This is a genomic window from Pedobacter frigiditerrae, assembly GCF_032678705.1.
GTDB classification, from domain to species: Bacteria; Bacteroidota; Bacteroidia; order Sphingobacteriales; family Sphingobacteriaceae; genus Pedobacter; species Pedobacter frigiditerrae_A.
In genome coordinates this window covers 569,286-589,440 of the sequence record NZ_JAVTSS010000001.1, presented here as the reverse complement: position 1 = coordinate 589,440, position 20,155 = coordinate 569,286, and the positions used below count along the sequence as shown (strand labels likewise).

Below are 20,155 nucleotides of genomic sequence, written 5' to 3'. Positions count from 1 at the left end.
AAAACCCTTAATACAAACTCGTTTAGTTGTATTAAGGGTTCTAATGTACTTATCCTTTTTACAGGCTTATCCTTTATTTACAAAAACCAGTCTTTCTCCTTTTTGTGTAAGCACCCTAGCCCTTTCTCTTATAGTAAGATTTGGTCTAGAAAGCAAGGCAAAGTTGCCTTCAGGAAGTTTGATATTTAATACACCTCCATTTTCTGATAAAATTTCCATCCTGATAATCATTCCATCTTTATAGTTTGCACTAATTAAAAATGCACCTTCTGCACGCAAGTCTTTAAAAGAACATTCATTCCAAGTGCTTGGTACAGCCGGGAAAACTTCTATATATCCATCTCTACTTTGCAACAGCAATTCATGTACACCTTGCGCAAAGGCAAAATTTCCTTCCAAAGTAAAAGGGCGGTAAGTAAAGCCAGAATATTGACCGCCTTTTTGATCTCCATTTAAATGAAAACTATTTGGCGAACAGAAATTTGAAGCAAATATTTGTAATTGTTTAATCGCCTTATCTGCTTGGTAAGCTCTTGCATATAATGATGCCATCCAACTAAAAGAATAACCTACCCAAGCTCTTGTTCCCTTTGCCTCTATTTGTTTAAATGAATTATCAATACGGACTTTATCTTCAGTTTTATTATAATCTAATAATGCCAATGGATAAATACCCATATACTGAGACATGTGACGATGGGAAGAGACTAAGTTCTGTCCTGGTGCAATGGTAAAGCCCGTTTCATTCACTTCGTAATCTGGCAATTGACTAGCAATAACTGCCCAATGTTTTGCACCTTTTTCATCGCCCTTGGCAATTGAAACTTCTTTTGCCGCTTTAAATAAAAATTTAGCTAGGCTTAAATCAAAATTACTCCATTTTTTAAACCAGGCAGAAATATCGTTATCATTATATTCTGGACTAGAGCTTAAAGGCAACATCCTAACTCCATCTTTTAAGAAAGTAATGTTTTCTAAAAAAGTAGCCGACTGTGTAATGTATGGATAGGCTTGTTCTTTTAGAAATTTCTCATCCATACTGTATTTCCATTGCCAATAAAAATGTTGTGAACACCAAGCACTTACAGTTGGACTCATTGAATACTGTACCCATCCACCCATCGGCTTACCACTTAATGCTACTACACCAGGGATATTTAGCCCAGGTACACCAAAATAGTTTTTGGTATATATTTCACTTTCTTCTTTAACCTTCCAAAGCCAATCTGTAAAAGTTTTTCCCTCTGCTAAATGGTTTGATGTATAAGTTGGCCAATAACTCAATTGCGTATTTAAATCATTATGAAAATCGCCTTTCCATGGTGGCAAACTTCCATTATCTGCTGTCCATACCGCTTGTAATGTAATGGCTGGTGCACCTTTTCTTGCAGCAGAGCCTAATTTATACATTTCAAGGTAGTATTGTTTTTGCACCAAATCATCTGGAATAGATATAGAAGACTTACTCCAATAATTTGTCCACCATTTGATATGTGTATCCCAACCAGTTGGCTCTTTTGCAGTTGTAGATATAGGCGCAATAACGGCTTCGGTATCCTTAGTAACCGTCCAGGAACCTATAATTTTATTCTTTATTTTTTGCCATGTGATTAACACTTCATAAAAATGTCCATCAGTCATTGGTTGTTTATAACGGATGCTATTTTGAGTCTTAATCACATCGCCTTTGGCATAGCCTAATTTTTGCAAACCTTGACCGGCGTGGCTATTATCTCCTGCAATTTTCTCATTACCTGCATAATTATGCACAATTAAATTAGGTAATACATCAACATTTACTAGATTCTCGAAACCGAAAAAACCTTGATTTTTTGTAGCATGAATATAACAATTAAACACTATCCCATTTTGAAATTTCACGGTGTTTAAGGCTGTGTTTATATCCAAAACGTTTGATAACACTTTACCGAAGCTACTTACATCAAACTCAATGGCAGCTGCCGGAATTTTAGTAGGTGTTGTTTCATGATAAGGTTCATCCAATGTTTTTTGAACAATACGATATTCTTTTTTTTCGACCTGTTGTTGTACCCATTTAAAACTATAAGTAGTTAAATCTGGCAAGGCTTTTCTTTCATCCCATAAATCAGCTCGATCTAAAGAAAGCCTTAGCTTATCACCCTTTCCCCAAATTAAAGCCCCTAACATTCCATTGCCTAAAGGCATTCCTTCATCCCACCTATTGGCTAGCTTGTCAAAACTGAGGTTATAATTTGATAAGGTTTGAGCTAAGCTAATTTGATAAGCAAAGCTGATGATTACTACGAATGATATTTTTTTCATCATAAAGCAAGCTACTAATTCTGAGGAGGAAAATTAAATGGTTTCCATTGCGGATATTTCTCCAACTCTTTTTCTACATCATCACTAATTGGAATTCCCCATATTTCCCAAAAAGGCGCCAAATTTCTTTTTACAACATTCGAGTAGGTTTTAACCCATAAATCACGCTTTTTCTGATCGTTCATCCTACCTATACTCGGCCCTATTTTTTGATATTCCTTAAAGAAAGACTTAAAGCTTTCCCATCCAAATCCTTCTTGCATCTGACGAAACATGATTAATCCAAGGAAAGGATCATTTTTCCATTTTTCATAACCAGGACCTTCCTTAAAATACTTTTTCATCATTTTCTGGGTATTTTCGCTTGATACACCACTATGAGAATCATCTCTTCCCCCCATCAATCTATCAAACATATAAATAGAAAAGAAGTTATTACTTACCTCTGTTGTACCTCCAAAAACCCAGTTTAGGTTTTGCATGTTATGCCCAATTTCGTGAAAGAATCCCCAATTTGCTCCACCTTTACTCGGTTTCATTAACAATTCTGGATTAGCCATGATTTCATTAGACAGCATTTTTCTGGTGGGTGAATGATGTATCATGATTGGATAACCACTGTGCATATACCCACCCCCAATATGTTCATCAGGCACCATGCGTTGTGGCCTGTAAAATGGCGCTGGCATATTTGCTAAATCTAATTCGCCAAGCACTACTAAATCCCATAATTTTAAAACTTCTTCAGGATTTTTAATAGTTTGCAAAACGCTATCTGGCAAGGTTAAAATTACATTTTCAGTTGCCATTTCACCCCAAGGGGCTTTATTGTTTTTCAATTGATTTTCCCAATCAGTTTTTGATGATTTACCCAACACAAAAAGTGGTGCAGCAATTGCATGGCTGATATTAAAATCAACCGTTCTGCTATCGCCTTTTGGCTTAATATTGATATAAATTAAGCCACCAAATGGAGAGGCCAGTTTATTCTTACCAATCACTAATTTTTGTTTTTTAGTGATGATGGGCATTCTACGCCAGTCTTCTTTACCTGCAACCCAAGTGTTTAAACGATCACTATGTGCACCTATTTGAACTTCTAAATCTTGTACATTCGTGTTTTTTGGCACATCAATTTCTATGTACTCTCCAGCCATGGCATATAGGCCAGTACTGTACATAGTTGCATTATCATGTCCAGAGTAACCCAATGTAGAAACTATTGAAACCAAACTATCAGCCATTTTTTTGTGATCGATGGTTACTTTTTTATTTACAAATTGATACCCAGCTTTTACAGCACCAGGAAAAACATTTGCTGATCGCTGGGCTTTGATATTTTTGTAATCTGTACTTTTTAAGGTCTCATCACTCCATTTTGAAATTGCCGTTCTAAAAACTGTATCATTTTTAGACAAAGTTTTCTGTGGAGAAATTAAAACTGTTGCAGGATCTTTTGTTGCATCTTGCGCAAAGGTGGTTAGCCCTGCTGCTAAAAATGCAATGGTTAATAATTGTTTCATTTGTGTGTGTTTAGTGTATTTGTGATTAATTGTTTTTATAATCCTTTAAATAAGGTTGTAGACAGGTAAATCTTGTAATCTTTAATTCTGCCATTTGCATTATCTTGCCTTGGTAATACTTTTACGCTTCCTAACTCGTAATTCTTACCTAAATCTATTACAATTTGATGTGGAGGTTTTGGCGACCTGTTTTCCCATTCGGTATGCCAAACACTCGTAAACTGTAAATCGAAAACATTTACTGCGCTTCCATCGTCTCCACCTATTTCTTCACTATCAGCAAACACAACCTTCCAATTGGTACGTGGTATTTCATTACCCTTGGCATCATATAAATTAATTTCGGCAATGGTGGTAAATGGCTGTCCTCTTTGCTCAGACAAGGCCTCTAGCGCAAAATATCTACCAGAACTTGGTTTAAATGTTATTGTTTGCCATTTATTGGTATTTTCAAAGCTGCCTTCTGCAGTTGGCGTTAAAGTAGTAGCATCCCATTTTTGATTTGCAGATTTATGTTTTTGTGGTCTTATTTCATTTACTTGATCTAATATCGGATGATCTAAGAATGTTAATTCTGGTTTTGCTGAGCCATATAAATCGAACACAACAACTTCATTTAATCCTTTCTTTAACCAACTTTTTGGAACAAGCATAGTTTGTGTTGGCCCAATGCTCCAGTAACGGCTTAAACAATGTCCGTTAACCCAAACCAAACCTTTATTCCATTTACTTACATTTAGATAAGTATTTTCAATAGTGTTTACAGTAAAAGTACCTTTGTAAAAACCTGCTTCTGGCTTTTGTTTAGCAAACGCCTGGTATTTAACAGGAATAGTTACATCGCCTAATCGAATTGGATAGTTCTTCCAATTTTTTATTTCTGTTTTTTTATTTTCATCAATTAAGAAAACACGACCATGGATACCTTTTCTATCATGCATGTGCCCACCATAGTTTACACGACCTGTTGCTTCAACCAAAACAGAAAGTTGTGTGGCTTTAATTCTTGCAGGTAATTCTATGCTGAATTTGCTTTTTCTTCTGTCTAAACTTCCAATTAACTTGTTATCTAGGTAAACCAAAGCATAATCATGTAGCTCATCAAAAGTTAACATTGTTTTAGCACCTGCTGAGATGTTAGCTTTATACATCACACAACCAAAATCTTGATTTAAATCTTCCATCAACATTGGGGTTTCACTTAAGGTAGCTTTGGGTAAATTCTGATTTAATGCAGAAAAGGAATTAAACTTTACAGAGGCTAATGTTTGGGATTTATGTTTCGCAGGAATTGGGGTAAGCTGTTCCCCTTCTTGTAAGTATTTTCCAAAAAGTTCTCTTAAAGCATAAAATTTTTCTGTTGGATTACCAGCCTCGTCTATAGGTGCATCATAATCATAACTGCTCGTTTGAGGTAAATATGGCGGCGAATTTGCACCTGCATAAGTACCAAATGTCGTACCACCATGCACCATATAAATACTAAATGAAGCTTTTTGGTCGAGCATATACTTTAATTCATTTACAATTCTTTTGGTATCGCCTTTATGGTGCGGCCTGCCCCAGCTATCAAACCAACCTGGATAATATTCACCACACATTAATGGCCCTGTAGGTTGCAAATCTCTAAGTGCTTTAAAATTCGCTTCTGGATTACTCCCAAAATTTACAACTGCAAACAAACCATCAGGGTGATCAGCTTTTAATTGAGAGGGCCCATCGCAATGGAATAATGGAACCGTAAAGCCAGCCTCTTGTAAATTAGATTTAATGATGTTCATGTAAGCTTTGTCGCTTCCATAACTTCCATACTCATTCTCTACCTGCACCATTAAAATATTACCTCCCTTATTAATTTGAAGTGGAGCTAATTCTTTACCAACCGCCATTAAATATTTTTTACTTCGTTCTAAAAAGTAAGGGTGTTGAGTACGTAATTTGATCGTTTTATCCTTTAATAACCACCAAGGAAAACCACCAAACTCCCATTCGGCGCAAGAGTAAGGACCAGGTCTTAAAATAACGTACAGACCTTCTTCTTGTGCTATTTTGCAAAATGTTTTGGCATCTGCCTGACCAGACCAAGTAAATTGATCTTTTTGATTTTCATGCACATTCCAAAACAGATAGGCACAAACCGTATTTAAGCCCATTGCCTTGGCCATTTTCAATCGGCTACGCCATTCTGCTTTCGGGATACGAGCAAAATGCATTTCGCCACAACGAATTACGTAAGGTTTTCCATTTAATTCGAAATTTTCTGTACCAATGGCAAAACTTTGTGTTTGTTGAGCTTTTAAAGAGTTTACAAAAAATAGCGTAAAAGCAATGAGTAACGTTCTAAGATTCATTCTGATTCAATTTGGAGTAATTTTATTTAACTTAACAATAAATGTATAAGCCAAATTAATTAAAGCCAAAATAGACATGTATATTCTTTTATGCATGGTTATTCACAACACAAACGTTTGATTTTTATTTTATTAAAGGATTTTTTTTACTTCTCACCCTAACTTTATAGGTTAAAACACAATAAATCAAACGTTTGTGTTGACATAGAAGCACATTAAAACATTAGCATCCATAAACTTATTCCAAACATTTGGGTGATTTAGATTTTCAACTATCTTTGGTATAGCGCAAATTTTATAAAGTAGATTATATGAACACTTCCGACATACACAATCAGCGAATGGCAAATATGACCTTTTCATCTGTCTATCCAATGTACATTGCAAAAGTAGAACGGAAAGGCAGAACGATTAAAGAATTGCATCAGGTAATAACATGGCTAACGGGCTTTGATGATGAGAAACTACAAGAACTCATTGACAAAAAAGTAACTTTTGAAACCTTCTTTCAAAAGGCAAAGCTTAATGTAAATGCTCCTCTCATAACTGGTTTAATCTGTGGCTATCGCATAGAAGATATCGAAAATCCTTTAACACAACAGGTACGCTATCTAGACAAATTGGTAGATGAGCTGGCAAAAGGCAGAAAAATGGAAAAGATATTGAGGGGTTCTTAAGATTTAGAGAAGCTTAAAATATCAATAAAAAAAGTCCTAATGATTTAATTATTAGGACTCTTATATTTTGTACCCAAGAGGAGATTCGAACTCCCACACCCATACAGGCGCCAGCCCCTCAAGCTGGTGCGTCTACCAATTCCGCCACCTAGGTATATAATTGCAAATATAATAGAATGATTGATTTTAAGAGATTGTTTTATTGTTGAATTGTGCTATTGCTTCACAACAATTTAACAATTAAGCAATTTAGCAATCAAAACTCAACCCATCAAACGCCAATTTAATATGCGATGGCAATTCTTTTTCAATATCTGCGTGTAAACCTAAATTATGGCTCATGTGCGTAAAATAAGTTGCTGCTGCACCTGCTTTATTCGCAAAGGCAATTGCTTCATCCAACGTAAAATGAGAAATATGGCTCTCCTTCTGCAAGGCATTGATGACTAAGATTTTACTTCCTTTTATTTTTTCTAATGATTCGTCAGAGATTGTTTTGGCATCAGTGATATAAGTAAAATCACCAAATCTGTAACCTAAAACTGGTAGTTTATGGTGCATCACTTCGAAAGGAACAATTGTAGTTTTTCCTATCAAAAATGGCTGCGCATCCACTGTGTGTAATTGAATTTGTGGCAAACCAAAATATTTAGTGTCTTCGAAAATGTAAGAAAACTCTCTTCTTAAGGCATCCTGTACCCTTACAGTTGCATAAATATCTATTACTTTTTTAAGCAAATAATTATAGGGTCTAATGTCATCTAAGCCTGCAACATGGTCTTTATGCTCGTGAGTGTAAATAATCGCATCCAAGTCATTAACCTTTGCCCTAAGCATCTGATACCTGAAATCTGGACCACTATCTATAACTATTGTTTTATCATCGGTTTCTATCAATACAGAAACCCTTAACCTATTATTTCTTGTATCGGTAGATTGGCAAACGGCACAGCCACATCCAATTACTGGAATGCCCTGCGAAGTACCTGTACCTAAAAAAGTGATTTTCAATATGTTTTATTATAGAGATGCTTTGCTTCGACTTGCTCAGCACAAGCTAGCTCAGCATGACAATTCAACTAAGGCAATAATACTTAAAAAACACCTAAAACAAAAAAGGTTTGAACAATTGTCCAAACCTTTTTAACATGTATTAGAATTAAAATTATCTTAAATCCACCACTTCTACGCCTGGGTATTTCTTAGCATCGAAAGCGAAAGTTGTTTCTGGAACTTTTGCGTTTGGTGTAAATGTTTTAACGTTATAAGTATAAGTATTTCCGTTTTTCTCGAAGATAACCACATTAGCAATCTGCTTAGTAGCTTTATCAATACTTAAGCGTACTTTGAATATAGTCTTTTTGGCATCAGTTGGCGATAAATCTATCATTTGATAAGTTTTTGCACCTACTTTACTTTCTCCAGTAAACAAATACTTAAATCCTTTTTCATAAATAGTAAAAATCTTGGCTGGGTTAATTGCATCACTGCTATTATCAACATTAGAAATTTGAACTTCTTTATCGTTTTTTAAATAAGTCCACTGTACTTTACCATCACTAATCAAATCTTGGTTAGTCATAGCCACTTTATACTTATTTGCATTTGCTTTAACATATAAAGTTCCTTGTTGTGTTTCTTTTACTTTAGCTTGAGCGTTGTTCAATGTAAATGTAAAATCAGTTTTTACAACATCATAAGTACGATATTTTTTACTTACCTCGGCTAAAATCGCTTTTGCTTTCGCATCTGTTTGTGCATTTGCAGTAAAACCTAATGAGCTAACTACGATTAATGCTAATATTATTTTTTTCATGTGTTTTAAATTATCTCTGCTAACAACTCTCTGTACTGGTTAGCAAAACGTTAAATCTATTGTTTGTTATTTAAGTTATTCAAGAACTGTTCCAAAGCATATTGGTCTGGCAATAAAACTTCTCTTGCCTTACTTCCTTCAAACGGACCAACCACACCTGCTGCTTCTAATTGATCTATAATTCTACCGGCCCTATTGTAACCTAATTTCATTTTACGTTGAATTAAGGATGTAGAACCTTGTTGATGTGTAACTATCAGCTGTGCAGCCTCTTCAAATAATGGATCCCTATCATCTGGGTCGAAATCTGCTTTGTTTTGTTCTGCCGTTTCGTCAATATATTCTGGCAATTGATAGGCATCAGGATATCCTCTTTGGTTACCAATAAATTCAGAGATACGGTCTACTTCTGGTGTATCAACGAAAGCACACTGTAGCCTTATTAAGTCGCTTCCAGTAGATAATAGCATATCTCCCCTACCAATTAACTGGTCTGCACCACCACTATCTAAAATTGTACGTGAATCGATCTTTGATAAAACCCTAAATGCCAACCTTGCAGGGAAATTCGCTTTAATTGTTCCTGTAATGATATTTACCGAAGGTCTTTGTGTTGCTAATACCAAGTGAATACCAATGGCACGAGCTAGTTGCGCTAAACGAGCAATCGGTGCTTCTACTTCTTTACCAGCCGTCATCATTAAGTCGGCAAACTCATCCACAACTAAAACAATGAAAGGTAAAAAACGGTGTCCATTATTCGGACTTAACTTACGCTTGATGAATTTATCATTGTACTCCTTTAAATTTCTTACTTGTGCATCTTTCAATAAATCATAACGTTGATCCATTTCAATACACAATGAATTCAAAGTATTTACTACTTTTTTAGTATCCGTAATAATTGCATCAGCTTCACCTGGGAGTTTTGCTAAAAAGTGGCGTTCAATTCTATTAAATAAAGTTAACTCTACTTTTTTCGGGTCAACCAAAACAAATTTCAGCTGCGCTGGATGTTTTTTAAATAACAAGGAAACCAAAATAGCATTAATACCAACCGACTTACCTTGTCCAGTTGCTCCCGCTACCAATAAGTGAGGCATTTTAGCTAAATCCGCAATAAATACTTCGTTACTGATGGTTTTACCCAAAGCAATTGGCAAATCCATCGTATTTGTTGCCCATTTTTCAGTATTTAAAATGCTACGCATCGATACCATTTCTGGATGCTGATTTGGAACCTCGATACCAATGGTTCCCTTACCAGGCATTGGCGCAATGATACGAATACCCAAAGCCGCTAAGCTTAACGCAATATCATCTTCTAAGTTTTTGATTTTAGAGATACGAACACCAGGAGCTGGAATAATCTCATACAAAGTTACCGTAGGGCCGATTGTCGCTTTAATCTTATCAATCTCAATATTGTAATGATTTAAAGTTTCTACAATCTTATTTTTGTTTGCCTCTAACTCCTCTGCATTTACAGAGATTTTGTTAGAACCATAATTCTCTAATAAATCTAAATTAGGATATTGATAGCCAGATAAATCCAACTTCTCATCATAATTTCCAAACTGCTCAACTAATCCTTCAGCCTTTGCTTCATCTTCACTTTTCTGTACCGTAAAAGCTGGTTCTGGTGCAACTTCTAATGGCATAGCGGCAGCAGCTGCACTAACCGTTGGGGTTAACATTACGTTTGTAGCTAAAGGAGCAGCAATAATATCATCTACTGTTTCTTCTTTATTTTCAAAACGACTTGGTGTTAACACAATGTTTTGTTCTTTTTTAGGCTCGTTCTTAAATCTATCGTTTATACTAAATTCAACTGGACCTGAAGGTTCTTCAACCTCTCTATTTCTAGCCTCAGCGTCTCTAATGTCATTTACATAATCATCAACTTCGTTATCTAAATACACCTCCTTTTTTCTTTCAGGAATTTTGAAATCGATATTATAAGCGATAATTAAAATGGTTAAACCTAAAAACACAATTAAGCCGCCAACCCCAGCTTGTCCAATTTGCGCAACTAATAATTTGTTACTCCAAAACCCAATCTCTCCCTCTAAAAAATGTGGTGTTTCAGCAAAAAACGAGTGCCCGAAACCAAACGTTAACGATAAAAATAACAAGAAGAAAAAGCTATATCCCAAAACCTTTTCTACTGCGAAAATTTTCACTTTGAAAAGCAAGCGATAACCAATTACAAAAAACACAAAAATGAAAATGAATGAGGCAACCCCAAACCATTCATAAATAAATTGATGCGATAACAGTGCACCAATTTTACCTAACCAGTTCTGTATTCCTGGTCCATCTGCAACATTTCTTAGCTCATCCCCAGTCTTAAAAAGATTGCTCCAACCTCCATTTGAGTCGATTACATAGCTCTGGTCTTCTTGCCAAGTAAACAAATAAGAAGTAAATGCAACTAAAAAATAGATGGATATAATGATAAAAAATAGTCCGATAATTTTAACAAGCCTGCCATTTTGCAAATCGAAAGACGGCATGATATCTACCTTGGCTCGGGGTGCTTTTGTGGCTGTCTGCCTCTGACCAGCTTTTGCAGGTTCAGTATCTTGCTTAAATGAATTTGACTTGAATGAATTCCCCTTTACAGACATCTTTCCTTAAAATATTATTAATCAACAAATATAAAATATATAGTTGTTTGTACTATACAAATCAATTACGATTTAAAGAAATAATTTCGATTTGCCAAAGCCTCTTAAAAAAATTATCTCTTGGCTATTAAACTTTCTTTAAAAACAATAGTCTTACCTTAAACTGAATAAATTCCGTTTAGATAGTTTTGTTTTAGGTTAATCCTGCTTGATGATATTGAGCAGGATTTTTTTTGTTTTAAAGCGGTTAGAAAAGCAGTTACAGTATTTCATTTGAGCGTTACTCCTGCTTTCGCCTATAGCCCTAATAAAGAAATTAGGGGCTGCCGGCTCAATCAGGTTTAGTTTACTCAGGTTCGAATAAGAAATTAAGGTTGCAAAACGCCTTACACCAAACATTAAGAAATTAACTACCATTAAGACTTCATCTTCTTAATTCCTTAATGTTTAAATTCTCTACGCTAGAAATTATGTTTTGCGACTTTTCTGTGTTCATTTTTAATCAGCGTACATCTGCGAGAAAACAATTATTTTAAATTTCATCATCCTCAATAAACCACTAAATCTGCTATTAACATTTAACATTCTCAATTTATTTTTGTTAATTTAACGTGTTAGTATTAATTAAATTTTAAAATGGATATTGCGCATCTCGAATCACTTATAGAAAATGACCAGTTAGATGAAATTATTGCGTTACTTTCAGAAAAACCTCAATTAGCTAATCAAACTACTTCGCACCATATTTCTCCAGTATTATTGGCTTGTTACTACAAAAAACAAGAAATAGCTAAAACTATTGCAGAATTTGTTCCGGAGTTAAGTTTATTTGATGCTTGTGCAGTAGGTAAATTTGATGATGTAACGCTTTTAATATTTAAGGACCCTTCTAAAATCAATTCATTCTCCATAGATGGATTTACGCCACTTGGTTTAGCTTGTTATTTTGCCCACGAAGATATTGCTCGTTTTTTAGTTCTAAAAGGTGCTGAAGTAAATGTGGCAAGTAAAAATGGATACAATGTTTTCCCAATCCATTCTGCCGTTGCATCTAACAATTTTAACATTACCAAAATGTTGTTAGATGCTGGCGCATACCCTAATGTTTGTCAGAAATCTGGAGTTGCACCTTTACATTCTGCTGCTCAATTAGGTAATATTGAATTGATTATTTTATTGTTGGAACACGGTGCTGAGGTAACGTTGAGAATGGAAGGCGGGAAATTACCAGCTGATTTAGCCGCAGAAAAAGGTTTTATCGAAATTGCAGAGATTTTAATGCCTGAAGATTAGAGGAGTATCAAGTCCTGAGTATCAAGTATCAAGACTTTGCAAGCGCTTTAGTCTTTGGTCTTTCTGCTTTAGTCTACTAAATGTCCCAAACCCTTAACCTTACTTTTTTCATGTAAGTTCTAATATCTAATACCACAGCGGCCAAAAGATAAAATAGAATTGGAAAACCAACAGCCAAAAAAGAAGAGTAGATAAAGAACAAACGTACTTTACTTATACTCATGTTAAACTTGTTAGCTAAATAGGTAGAAACCCCAAAGCTCTGTTGTTCGAAAAAGGTAACAATACGTTGAAACATTTTTTATTGTTTTAATATCTTTATTCCGATACCACAAGTTAAGCATTTTTTTTCATTGCAATACTTCTTTTTTAATTGCAAAAATGCCTGTGAGTTAAAGGCATTTTTAACCAAAACGCCTGCAGCCTCATATTGTTTTATAATTGCGTTGTTTTCACTTTGGATATTCTCTAATAAATAAAAACTTCGAGTTACATAATTATGCTGGTCTAATGCTTTGCCATAGGCGAATAAAAATAAGCTTAATGTATTTATCAGTATATTTTGAATAGAAGATTTGCCTATTTGTAAACCTACATTTTCAGCTTCTTTATTAAAATGATAATGAGTTTCCCAAAATGGGCTGACAGGTAAATTTTCGAATAAAATTTGAGAATTTCGATAATCTCTCATCACTAAAATTTTAGAGAATAAATGATTAGAATTTACAATTAAGGCTGCAAACTGAGCTAGTCTTAACGTTGGGAAATTCTGAGGCCGCATTCGCATAAACTTCCAAAGGGAAATATCTATTGGTTTTAAGCTGTATTTCTTTTGAAGAAACAAATATTCTCTCTTCAGCTGATTTGGATAGTCATCTTCAAAACTTTGGTTCAAAAAACCTGCCTGACCGAATATCAACGCCTCTATTTGCAAAGGGCTGTCTTTATGCTTGGCAAACAATTGTTGAGGTAAAGATTGAGCCAACATTTCCATCGGGATGGCATTTACCTTAAAGCCAAAGTTCCTCGCCATAAAATGATAAAATGTTTCGTCCCAATCCCCTTTTAGTTCTCTTAATTTATCATACACTTCAGTAGATTTTTGCTCTAATCGTTCTACTAAAACCCTAGACAAAAATCCATTGATTAAAAATTCATCCACTGTGTGGATTTGCTTTTCACAAGGGAAACTATTTGTTGAGGTAATTAATTGCTCATAGTTATCTAATAAATGTAAAGGGAAAAGTCCTTTTAAAATAAGCACTGGAAGTATTGTTCCGTCTTTCCTGTAAATTGGTGCATCATCTTCGTAAACAACATGAAGGATTACATTTTCATAAGCACTATCTACCTGATGGTTGTGTAAAAGCCAATCTGATGATTTGATGTGAATTTCGACATTGCCAACCCAAGTGGTATCGCCAATAATTAATTTTGCTTTGCTGAAATCTGGACCAGCATCTTTATTTAGTGTTCCTTGTTGTAAAACCTCTATAGTTTCTCCCGAAGTAGTTCGCAAGGTTTGAGCGCCATACAACCTAAATTGCCAAATGAAATGGAGAAATTCTTCAGGAAAATTCATAGCTGAAATTATACAATAAAACAGAAGAATTTAAGGATTGCAGAAAATTTAACCTGTGGTTAAAGGATTAAATTGTAAGGAAATATTACAAATTGTTATTACAAAATAACAATTTCCATATATTTTGTTATCAAAGTATAACAATTTTAATGACTATATTTTGCTTCACTATAGAGCCAAATTAAAAGCTCATTCTATTTTGAGAAACCACCCCGCCTTTCAGGCACCCCTCCAAAGGAGTGGAATTGTGTCCTCACTCCCAAGAACTACTTCCTTTAAATCATAAGCCCGATTGAAGCGGAAAAACAAATGCTTCTTCGATGAAAGTTGGGATTAGAAGCATTTTTTTGAAGAGAAAAGCGGGGCTGAAGACAGCCAAAAACCACTGACAATCACTTTCAAATGCTAAACAATCTCTTTCTGTCTTCCCTTGTAGTTTGTTATAAAAACACCCAAAATAATTAAGGCTGTAGCGATTAATAATTCATAGGTGATAACTTCATCTAAAATTAACCAACCTAAAAATATAGCGATAACGGTGTTAAAATAGGAAAGGATAGAAACCTTTGTTGCTGAAACCTTTTTAAGTGAATAATTATAGCAGAAATACCCAATTACAGAGCCAAAGACACCTAAATAAACTACAGCTAATAAACTTTCTAAACTCCATGTACTTGGCTCAATTTTATCTGAAAATGTAAATGCAAAAACCAGTTGCACTACTGCAGAAAACACAAACTGGTAAAATAAATCGAGGAAAATATTTGAAGTTTGTTGCGTATATTTTTTAGTATAAATTGTTCCGATAGCCCAACCCAAAATAGCAATTGCCAAAAACATAATACCAGTTTTATAATTTGGGTCTAGCAAATCACTTAAACCATCTCTAAAAATAAAAGCTACGCCTAAAAAGCCAATCACTACACCTACAACGCCTTTTATGGTTAATTTTTGCAAACCAATAATTACACAACCAATAAAAACCACAATCGGATTTAAAGCATTTAATAAGGAAGTTAGTCCGCTAGGAATACTTTGCTCAGCAACGGTTGTTAATCCATTTGCAATAACAATCATTAAAGACGACAGTAAAATTTGCCTTCTTAAAGCTGGCCAACCAATCCATTTTAACTGGTTTTTCTTTAGTAAAAAGACTAATAAAATTAAGGAAGCAATGGTTTGGCGCATTGCCGTTACAAACCAAGGCGGAATGGTGTGAACAGCAACTCGGATACCCAAGTAAGTTGTTCCCCAAACAATGGCAACGGCAAGTAAGGCTCCTATTAATTTAAAGTCTGTTTTGGTGTTCATTTATATTTATTTTAACCACTAAGACACACAAAGTGCACAAAGAAGTTTTAAAAGATTTGGAGCTAAATGGGATTGACTATAGTTGTTTACCTATATCAAGTCTGCAGCTTTCAAAATCTGCTCCATTTCTTGTTGTAACAACAAGGCTTCTTCCCTTGCTTTTTCGGCAAAATCTAAACCATTACTAGCGTAAATGATGCTTCTTGCGGCATTAACCAGTAATCCGCATTGCGAATTTAAGCCATATTGACAAACAGCACTTAAACTTCCACCTTGCGCACCAACACCTGGCACAAGTAAAAAATGATCTGGTGCCAATTGGCGGATATTTTGAAATTCTTCGGCTTTTGTAGCGCCAACAACATACATTAATTGATCACTGGTTGCCCAATGTTGTGAAGTAGTGATTACTTGTTCGTATAGTTTTTGATTATCACTTTGCTTAGCCTGAAAATCTTGACTACCAGCGTTTGAGGTTAAAGCCAAAAGAATTACCCATTTATTTGGATGATTTAAAAAAGGCGAAACCGAATCTTTACCCATGTACGGTGCAACGGTAACAGAATCGAAGCTCATTGCAGAACTTTCTTCATTAAAAAAAGCTTCGGCATACATAGCAGATGTATTTCCAATATCTCCACGTTTAGCATCTGCGATAGTAAAAACATCTTTTGGAAAATGCGTCCAAGTATTTACCAAGGTTTCCCAACCTTTAACTCCCCTACTTTCGTAAAATGCTGTATTTGGCTTATAGGCAACACAAAGGTCGTGAGTTGCATCTATCAACTGTTTGTTAAACTCTAAAATCGGGTCGTTATATTTTAACAGGTGTTTTGGAAGTTTACCTAACACTGGGTCTAGACCGATGCACAAAAAAGATTTTTTTTGTTGTATTTGCTCAAAAAGTTGTTCCTTGTTCATTTTAATAGGAGAATGGTCCGCAAAGATGTCAAATTTTGATGGTTTTTTGCCTGCCTAAGTTTAAACAAAATGAACTTTTTTTAAACAATTTTCGATTTTAGTTGCTTATTAATTTTCAAATACATACAATTGTGCCATAATTCCCGAATGTTTATCTGAATATCCCAGAAAAATCTCAACCTAAATTATTTTATTGAATGTTTTTAAAAGCATTTTTCTGTTATATTTTTTGATAAACCCAATTTAAAATTTCTCGACAAACACATATAAATGTTTAATAAAACAGAATTAACTGAAAAGCTTACTGCAGAATTACGTGAGTTAGCAAAAAATGAAGGTGTTACCAACGCAGACGATTTGCGTAAAACTGACCTGATTGAACAAATACTAATACAGCAAACCAACAAAAGCACCACTACTGAAGTTATAGCAGAAACTGCAGCTCCAGTTAAGGAAGCAAGACCAAAGTTGGTTAAAGAAAGTAGCGATAAACCTCTTGCAAAAAAGAGAGCTCGTATTTCTAAAGACGACAAACCACAACAACCAGAAAGAGATAGAGTTACTTTGTTTGATGAACCTCAAACTCGCAGACAAGAACCAGAAACCGAACCTATAGCAGAAGTTGAAGAGATTGAGCCACCAGTTGTAACTTTACCACCAGATTTTGTGAGCGACCCACAGCGCATGGAAACTATTGCTGAGAAGTTGCAAAATCAAGCAAATAAACCTGCTGCTCCAATTAACCCAAATCAGCTAAATAAAAAAGACAGGTTGCCAAGAGAAGCAAGACCTGTTAAAGAAGCTAAAGAAGTTGCAACAGGTGATGAAAAACCTGCTGGTGAAGAAAGAGCACCAAGAGAAAATAATAATCGCCCTCAAAAAGGACAAAATAACCCCAACCAAAATAATCCAAACCAAAACGGTGGAAATCATAAAAGTAACGAAACCAGTTACTCTAACTTAGATTTCGACAATACCATTACTAATGAAGGTGTTTTAGAGATTATGCCTGATGGATATGGTTTTTTACGTTCTGCAGATTACAACTATCTTTCATCACCAGATGATATTTATGTATCTCAATCGCAGATTAAATTATTTGGCTTAAAAACTGGAGATACCGTTAATGGAAGTATCCGTCCGCCAAAAGAAGGCGAAAAATATTTCCCATTAGTAAAAGTAGTGAGCATTAATGGTCGTATCCCTGCAGATGTGCGTGATAGAGTTCCATTTGATTACCTAACTCCGCTTTTCCCAACAGAAAAATTAAATTTATTTACAGATAGCAGCAATTACTCAACCCGTATCATGGACTTATTTACCCCAATTGGTAAAGGTCAGCGTGGTTTAATTGTTGCACAACCAAAAACTGGTAAAACCAATTTATTAAAAGAGGTTGCTAACGCGATTGCTAAAAACCACCCAGAAGTTTATTTGATTATTCTATTAATTGATGAGCGTCCGGAAGAGGTTACTGATATGGCTCGTAGTGTAAGAGCAGAAGTTATTGCTTCTACATTTGATGAACCAGCAGAGCGCCACGTAAAAATTGCCAACATTGTTTTAGAGAAATCTAAGCGTTTGGTAGAATGTGGTCATGATGTGGTTATCCTTTTAGATTCGATTACTCGTTTAGCAAGAGCTTACAATACAACAGCCCCAGCTTCTGGTAAAATTTTATCTGGTGGTGTTGATGCAAATGCATTACATAAACCAAAACGTTTCTTTGGAGCTGCCCGTAACATTGAAAAAGGTGGTTCATTAACAATTTTAGCTACTGCATTAACCGATACAGGTTCTAAAATGGATGAGGTGATCTTCGAAGAATTTAAAGGTACTGGTAACATGGAGCTTCAGTTAGATCGTAAATTATCTAACAAACGTATCTTCCCTGCTATTGATATTACAGCTTCAAGCACACGTAGAGACGATTTATTATTAGATAGAGAAAATCTACAACGCATTTGGGTATTACGTAACCACTTGGCAGACATGAACTCTCAAGAAGCAATGGAATTGGTACAAGCGCAAATTAAAGGCACCAAAACCAATGAAGAGTTTTTATTGGGAATGAACGGCTAAAAAGACTAAAGACCAAAGTTAGAAAGACTAAAGCGATGGCGATAATGCTTTAGACTTTAGTCTTTCAGCTTTTACCTTTATTAACATGAAAAAACACATTCCAAATGCCATAACCTGCGCAAATTTATTCTCTGGTTGCATAGGTGTAGTCTTTGCATTTAAAGGAGACTTAGAAGTCTCGGCCTATTTTGTTTTATTATCAGGAATTTTCGACTTTTTTGATGGAATGGTTGCTCGATTGTTAAATGTAAAATCGGCGATTGGAAAAGAACTTGATTCTTTAGCAGATATGGTAAGCTTTGGTTTTTTACCTGGAGTAGTAATGTTTCAGCTATTAAAACTGAGCGATTACAGTTCTGAATATTTGCCTTATTTAGGTTTTGTAATTACAGTTTTTTCTGCTTTGCGCTTAGCTAAATTTAATATAGATGAAAGGCAAACACAAGATTTTATTGGCTTAAATACACCAATGAATACACTATTCATTGTTTCATTGCCATTTATTGCTAAAGATTATCCTGAAATAATTGGTTCATCAATCACGTTAATCGCAATTATTGCAATTACAAGCTATCTGTTAGTTAGTGAAATTAAAATTTTCTCTTTCAAGCTAGGCGATACAAGCTGGGCAAAAAACAAATTCAAGTTTGTTTTTCTAATCGCATCTTTAATACTGATTGGCTTCTTAAAGTTTGTTGCAATTCCCTTCATACTAGTATTGTACATCAGTCTTTCAATACTACACTTTAGAAGCGAACCAAAATCAACTAGCTAAAGTCGCTTTTTAAGCTCGTCTCTAGCATCATCTAATTGTTTGTAAAGAATTTCTACAAAGTCTTTAGCTTCAGCAAAAGCGGTTGGGATGTTTTCTATATCTTTTAATTCACGAGCATTACGTTCAATTTCTTGCATGTGATCGCGAGCATCTTCCCTACCCACATAATAAAAAGTAGGTTTCATTTTATGGGCACACTCAGATGTAGCTTTCCAGTTTTCGGCTTCTATGGCTTTCTCTAAATCTGCCATATAAATAGGTGTTTGTTTTTGAAATGCATCTAACATTTCAATCATAAACTCTGCGCTATCACCAGACATGTCTCTTAAGTACGATAAATCAAGAGGTTGTTCGTTTTTCTTTTGGTTGATCATTACAGTAAAAATAAGAAATTATATTTTTGAAACCGATAAAGTATCTTTTAAACTTGTTAATATTTCTGATACACTTTTATGCAGTAAGGGATGAATTAAATCCGGTGCTATTTCTGCTAGTGGCTCCATCACAAATTTTCGGTTCTCCATTTCTGGATGAGGAATTTGAAGTTCATCAGTTATGCTAATGATTTCACTCCCATAAAGAATAATATCAATGTCTATTAATCTAGCGCCCCATCTTTCTTCCCTAACTCTACCTAAAGATTCTTCTATTTTCAGCACAGTTTTCAATAACGCTAATGGTGTTAAACTAGTTTCTATCTCAACTGCTAAATTCAAAAACCCAGGTTGGTCCGTTTTGCCCCATGCAGCTGTTTCATAAATAGAAGACTTTGATTTAATCTCTCCAACCTCTTCTGCAATTAGCTTTAATGCGTTATTTAGGTACGATTCTCTATCCCCTAAATTACTTCCTAGTAACAAATACGTTTTTTGTTTCTCTAATTGCATATT

16 protein-coding genes and 1 tRNA gene are annotated in these 20,155 nt (G+C 34.9%); 4 read left to right on the top strand and 13 right to left on the bottom strand.

Going from position 1 to position 20,155, the window contains the following annotated elements:
• Window positions 1-66: 66 nt before the first annotated feature.
• Genes R2Q59_RS02560 through R2Q59_RS02550 form a run of 3 tightly spaced genes read right to left on the bottom strand, consistent with a single transcriptional unit; the run spans window position 67 to window position 6,178 of the window.
• Complete coding sequence (locus R2Q59_RS02560; RefSeq protein ID WP_316783422.1) at window positions 67-2,307, bottom strand: glycosyl hydrolase family 95 catalytic domain-containing protein; 2,241 nt, start codon at window positions 2,305-2,307, stop codon at window positions 67-69.
• An 11-nt stretch (window positions 2,308-2,318) separates the two neighbouring features.
• On the bottom strand, window positions 2,319-3,827 hold the full coding sequence (locus tag R2Q59_RS02555; RefSeq protein WP_316765462.1) for a M60 family metallopeptidase: 1,509 nt from the start codon (window positions 3,825-3,827) through the stop codon (window positions 2,319-2,321).
• Window positions 3,828-3,862: 35 nt separating this feature from the next.
• Window positions 3,863-6,178 (bottom strand): beta-galactosidase, encoded by a 2,316-nt coding sequence (locus tag R2Q59_RS02550; RefSeq protein WP_316783420.1) that lies wholly within the window; start codon window positions 6,176-6,178, stop codon window positions 3,863-3,865.
• A gap of 311 nt (window positions 6,179-6,489) precedes the next feature.
• Between R2Q59_RS02550 and R2Q59_RS02545 the strand changes: the two genes are divergently transcribed.
• Complete coding sequence (locus R2Q59_RS02545; RefSeq protein ID WP_316783418.1) at window positions 6,490-6,855, top strand: DUF2200 domain-containing protein; 366 nt, start codon at window positions 6,490-6,492, stop codon at window positions 6,853-6,855.
• Between the two features lie 70 nt (window positions 6,856-6,925).
• Here the strand turns inward: R2Q59_RS02545 and R2Q59_RS02540 are convergent.
• From R2Q59_RS02540 to R2Q59_RS02525, 4 genes are all read right to left on the bottom strand, one after another.
• Window positions 6,926-7,009: transfer RNA gene (locus tag R2Q59_RS02540), tRNA-Leu, on the bottom strand.
• 95 nt (window positions 7,010-7,104) lie between these two features.
• A complete protein-coding gene (locus R2Q59_RS02535; RefSeq protein ID WP_316783416.1) occupies window positions 7,105-7,866 on the bottom strand; it encodes an MBL fold metallo-hydrolase in 762 nt (253 codons plus the stop codon).
• Window positions 7,867-8,020: 154 nt separating this feature from the next.
• Window positions 8,021-8,671, bottom strand: coding sequence for a LolA family protein (locus R2Q59_RS02530; RefSeq protein ID WP_131552923.1), 651 nt, complete (start codon window positions 8,669-8,671; stop codon window positions 8,021-8,023).
• Window positions 8,672-8,727: 56 nt separating this feature from the next.
• A complete protein-coding gene (locus tag R2Q59_RS02525) occupies window positions 8,728-11,301 on the bottom strand; it encodes a DNA translocase FtsK (protein WP_316783414.1) in 2,574 nt (857 codons plus the stop codon).
• 636 nt (window positions 11,302-11,937) lie between these two features.
• Here R2Q59_RS02525 and R2Q59_RS02520 point away from each other — a divergent pair.
• Complete coding sequence (locus R2Q59_RS02520; RefSeq protein WP_316783412.1) at window positions 11,938-12,594, top strand: ankyrin repeat domain-containing protein; 657 nt, start codon at window positions 11,938-11,940, stop codon at window positions 12,592-12,594.
• 76 nt (window positions 12,595-12,670) lie between these two features.
• On the opposite strand, the gene R2Q59_RS02515 is transcribed toward R2Q59_RS02520, so the two are convergent.
• The 4 genes from R2Q59_RS02515 to pyrF all read right to left on the bottom strand — a co-directional run bounded on the left by R2Q59_RS02515 (window position 12,671) and on the right by pyrF (window position 16,408).
• The gene (locus tag R2Q59_RS02515; protein WP_316765450.1) at window positions 12,671-12,892 is read right to left on the bottom strand and encodes a PspC domain-containing protein; all 222 of its coding nucleotides are present in this window, start codon (window positions 12,890-12,892) and stop codon (window positions 12,671-12,673) included.
• Window positions 12,893-12,895: 3 nt separating this feature from the next.
• Window positions 12,896-14,176, bottom strand: coding sequence for a DUF2851 family protein (locus R2Q59_RS02510; protein ID WP_316783410.1), 1,281 nt, complete (start codon window positions 14,174-14,176; stop codon window positions 12,896-12,898).
• Window positions 14,177-14,581: 405 nt separating this feature from the next.
• Window positions 14,582-15,487, bottom strand: coding sequence for a DMT family transporter (locus R2Q59_RS02505; protein ID WP_316783408.1), 906 nt, complete (start codon window positions 15,485-15,487; stop codon window positions 14,582-14,584).
• A gap of 90 nt (window positions 15,488-15,577) precedes the next feature.
• Entirely contained in the window at window positions 15,578-16,408 is an 831-nt protein-coding gene (gene pyrF, locus R2Q59_RS02500) for an orotidine-5'-phosphate decarboxylase (RefSeq protein ID WP_316783406.1), read from the bottom strand.
• A 270-nt stretch (window positions 16,409-16,678) separates the two neighbouring features.
• Here pyrF and rho point away from each other — a divergent pair, with 270 nt between their 5' ends.
• Entirely contained in the window at window positions 16,679-18,490 is a 1,812-nt protein-coding gene (gene rho / locus R2Q59_RS02495) for a transcription termination factor Rho (RefSeq protein WP_316783404.1), read from the top strand.
• An 85-nt stretch (window positions 18,491-18,575) separates the two neighbouring features.
• A complete protein-coding gene (pssA, locus tag R2Q59_RS02490) occupies window positions 18,576-19,265 on the top strand; it encodes a CDP-diacylglycerol--serine O-phosphatidyltransferase (RefSeq protein ID WP_316783402.1) in 690 nt (229 codons plus the stop codon).
• Here the strand turns inward: pssA and R2Q59_RS02485 are convergent.
• Complete coding sequence (locus tag R2Q59_RS02485; protein ID WP_316783400.1) at window positions 19,262-19,639, bottom strand: Hpt domain-containing protein; 378 nt, start codon at window positions 19,637-19,639, stop codon at window positions 19,262-19,264. The two genes, pssA and R2Q59_RS02485, sit on opposite strands and share 4 nt — an antisense overlap.
• Window positions 19,640-19,657: 18 nt before the next feature.
• Complete coding sequence (gene folK, locus R2Q59_RS02480) at window positions 19,658-20,152, bottom strand: 2-amino-4-hydroxy-6-hydroxymethyldihydropteridine diphosphokinase (RefSeq protein ID WP_316765439.1); 495 nt, start codon at window positions 20,150-20,152, stop codon at window positions 19,658-19,660.
• Between the last annotated feature and the right edge of the window lie 3 nt (window positions 20,153-20,155).

Coding starts and splice junctions, on each gene's coding strand:
- R2Q59_RS02560 (WP_316783422.1), bottom strand. CDS start 2,307: ATGATGAAAAAAATATCATTCGTAGTAATCATCAGCTTTGCTTATCAA.
- R2Q59_RS02555 (WP_316765462.1), bottom strand. CDS start 3,827: ATGAAACAATTATTAACCATTGCATTTTTAGCAGCAGGGCTAACCACC.
- R2Q59_RS02550 (WP_316783420.1), bottom strand. CDS start 6,178: ATGAATCTTAGAACGTTACTCATTGCTTTTACGCTATTTTTTGTAAAC.
- R2Q59_RS02545 (WP_316783418.1), top strand. CDS start 6,490: ATGAACACTTCCGACATACACAATCAGCGAATGGCAAATATGACCTTT.
- R2Q59_RS02530 (WP_131552923.1), bottom strand. CDS start 8,671: ATGAAAAAAATAATATTAGCATTAATCGTAGTTAGCTCATTAGGTTTT.
- R2Q59_RS02525 (WP_316783414.1), bottom strand. CDS start 11,301: ATGTCTGTAAAGGGGAATTCATTCAAGTCAAATTCATTTAAGCAAGAT.
- R2Q59_RS02520 (WP_316783412.1), top strand. CDS start 11,938: ATGGATATTGCGCATCTCGAATCACTTATAGAAAATGACCAGTTAGAT.
- R2Q59_RS02515 (WP_316765450.1), bottom strand. CDS start 12,892: ATGTTTCAACGTATTGTTACCTTTTTCGAACAACAGAGCTTTGGGGTT.
- R2Q59_RS02510 (WP_316783410.1), bottom strand. CDS start 14,176: ATGAATTTTCCTGAAGAATTTCTCCATTTCATTTGGCAATTTAGGTTG.
- R2Q59_RS02505 (WP_316783408.1), bottom strand. CDS start 15,487: ATGAACACCAAAACAGACTTTAAATTAATAGGAGCCTTACTTGCCGTT.
- pyrF (WP_316783406.1), bottom strand. CDS start 16,408: ATGAACAAGGAACAACTTTTTGAGCAAATACAACAAAAAAAATCTTTT.
- rho (WP_316783404.1), top strand. CDS start 16,679: ATGTTTAATAAAACAGAATTAACTGAAAAGCTTACTGCAGAATTACGT.
- pssA (WP_316783402.1), top strand. CDS start 18,576: ATGAAAAAACACATTCCAAATGCCATAACCTGCGCAAATTTATTCTCT.
- R2Q59_RS02485 (WP_316783400.1), bottom strand. CDS start 19,639: ATGATCAACCAAAAGAAAAACGAACAACCTCTTGATTTATCGTACTTA.
- folK (WP_316765439.1), bottom strand. CDS start 20,152: ATGCAATTAGAGAAACAAAAAACGTATTTGTTACTAGGAAGTAATTTA.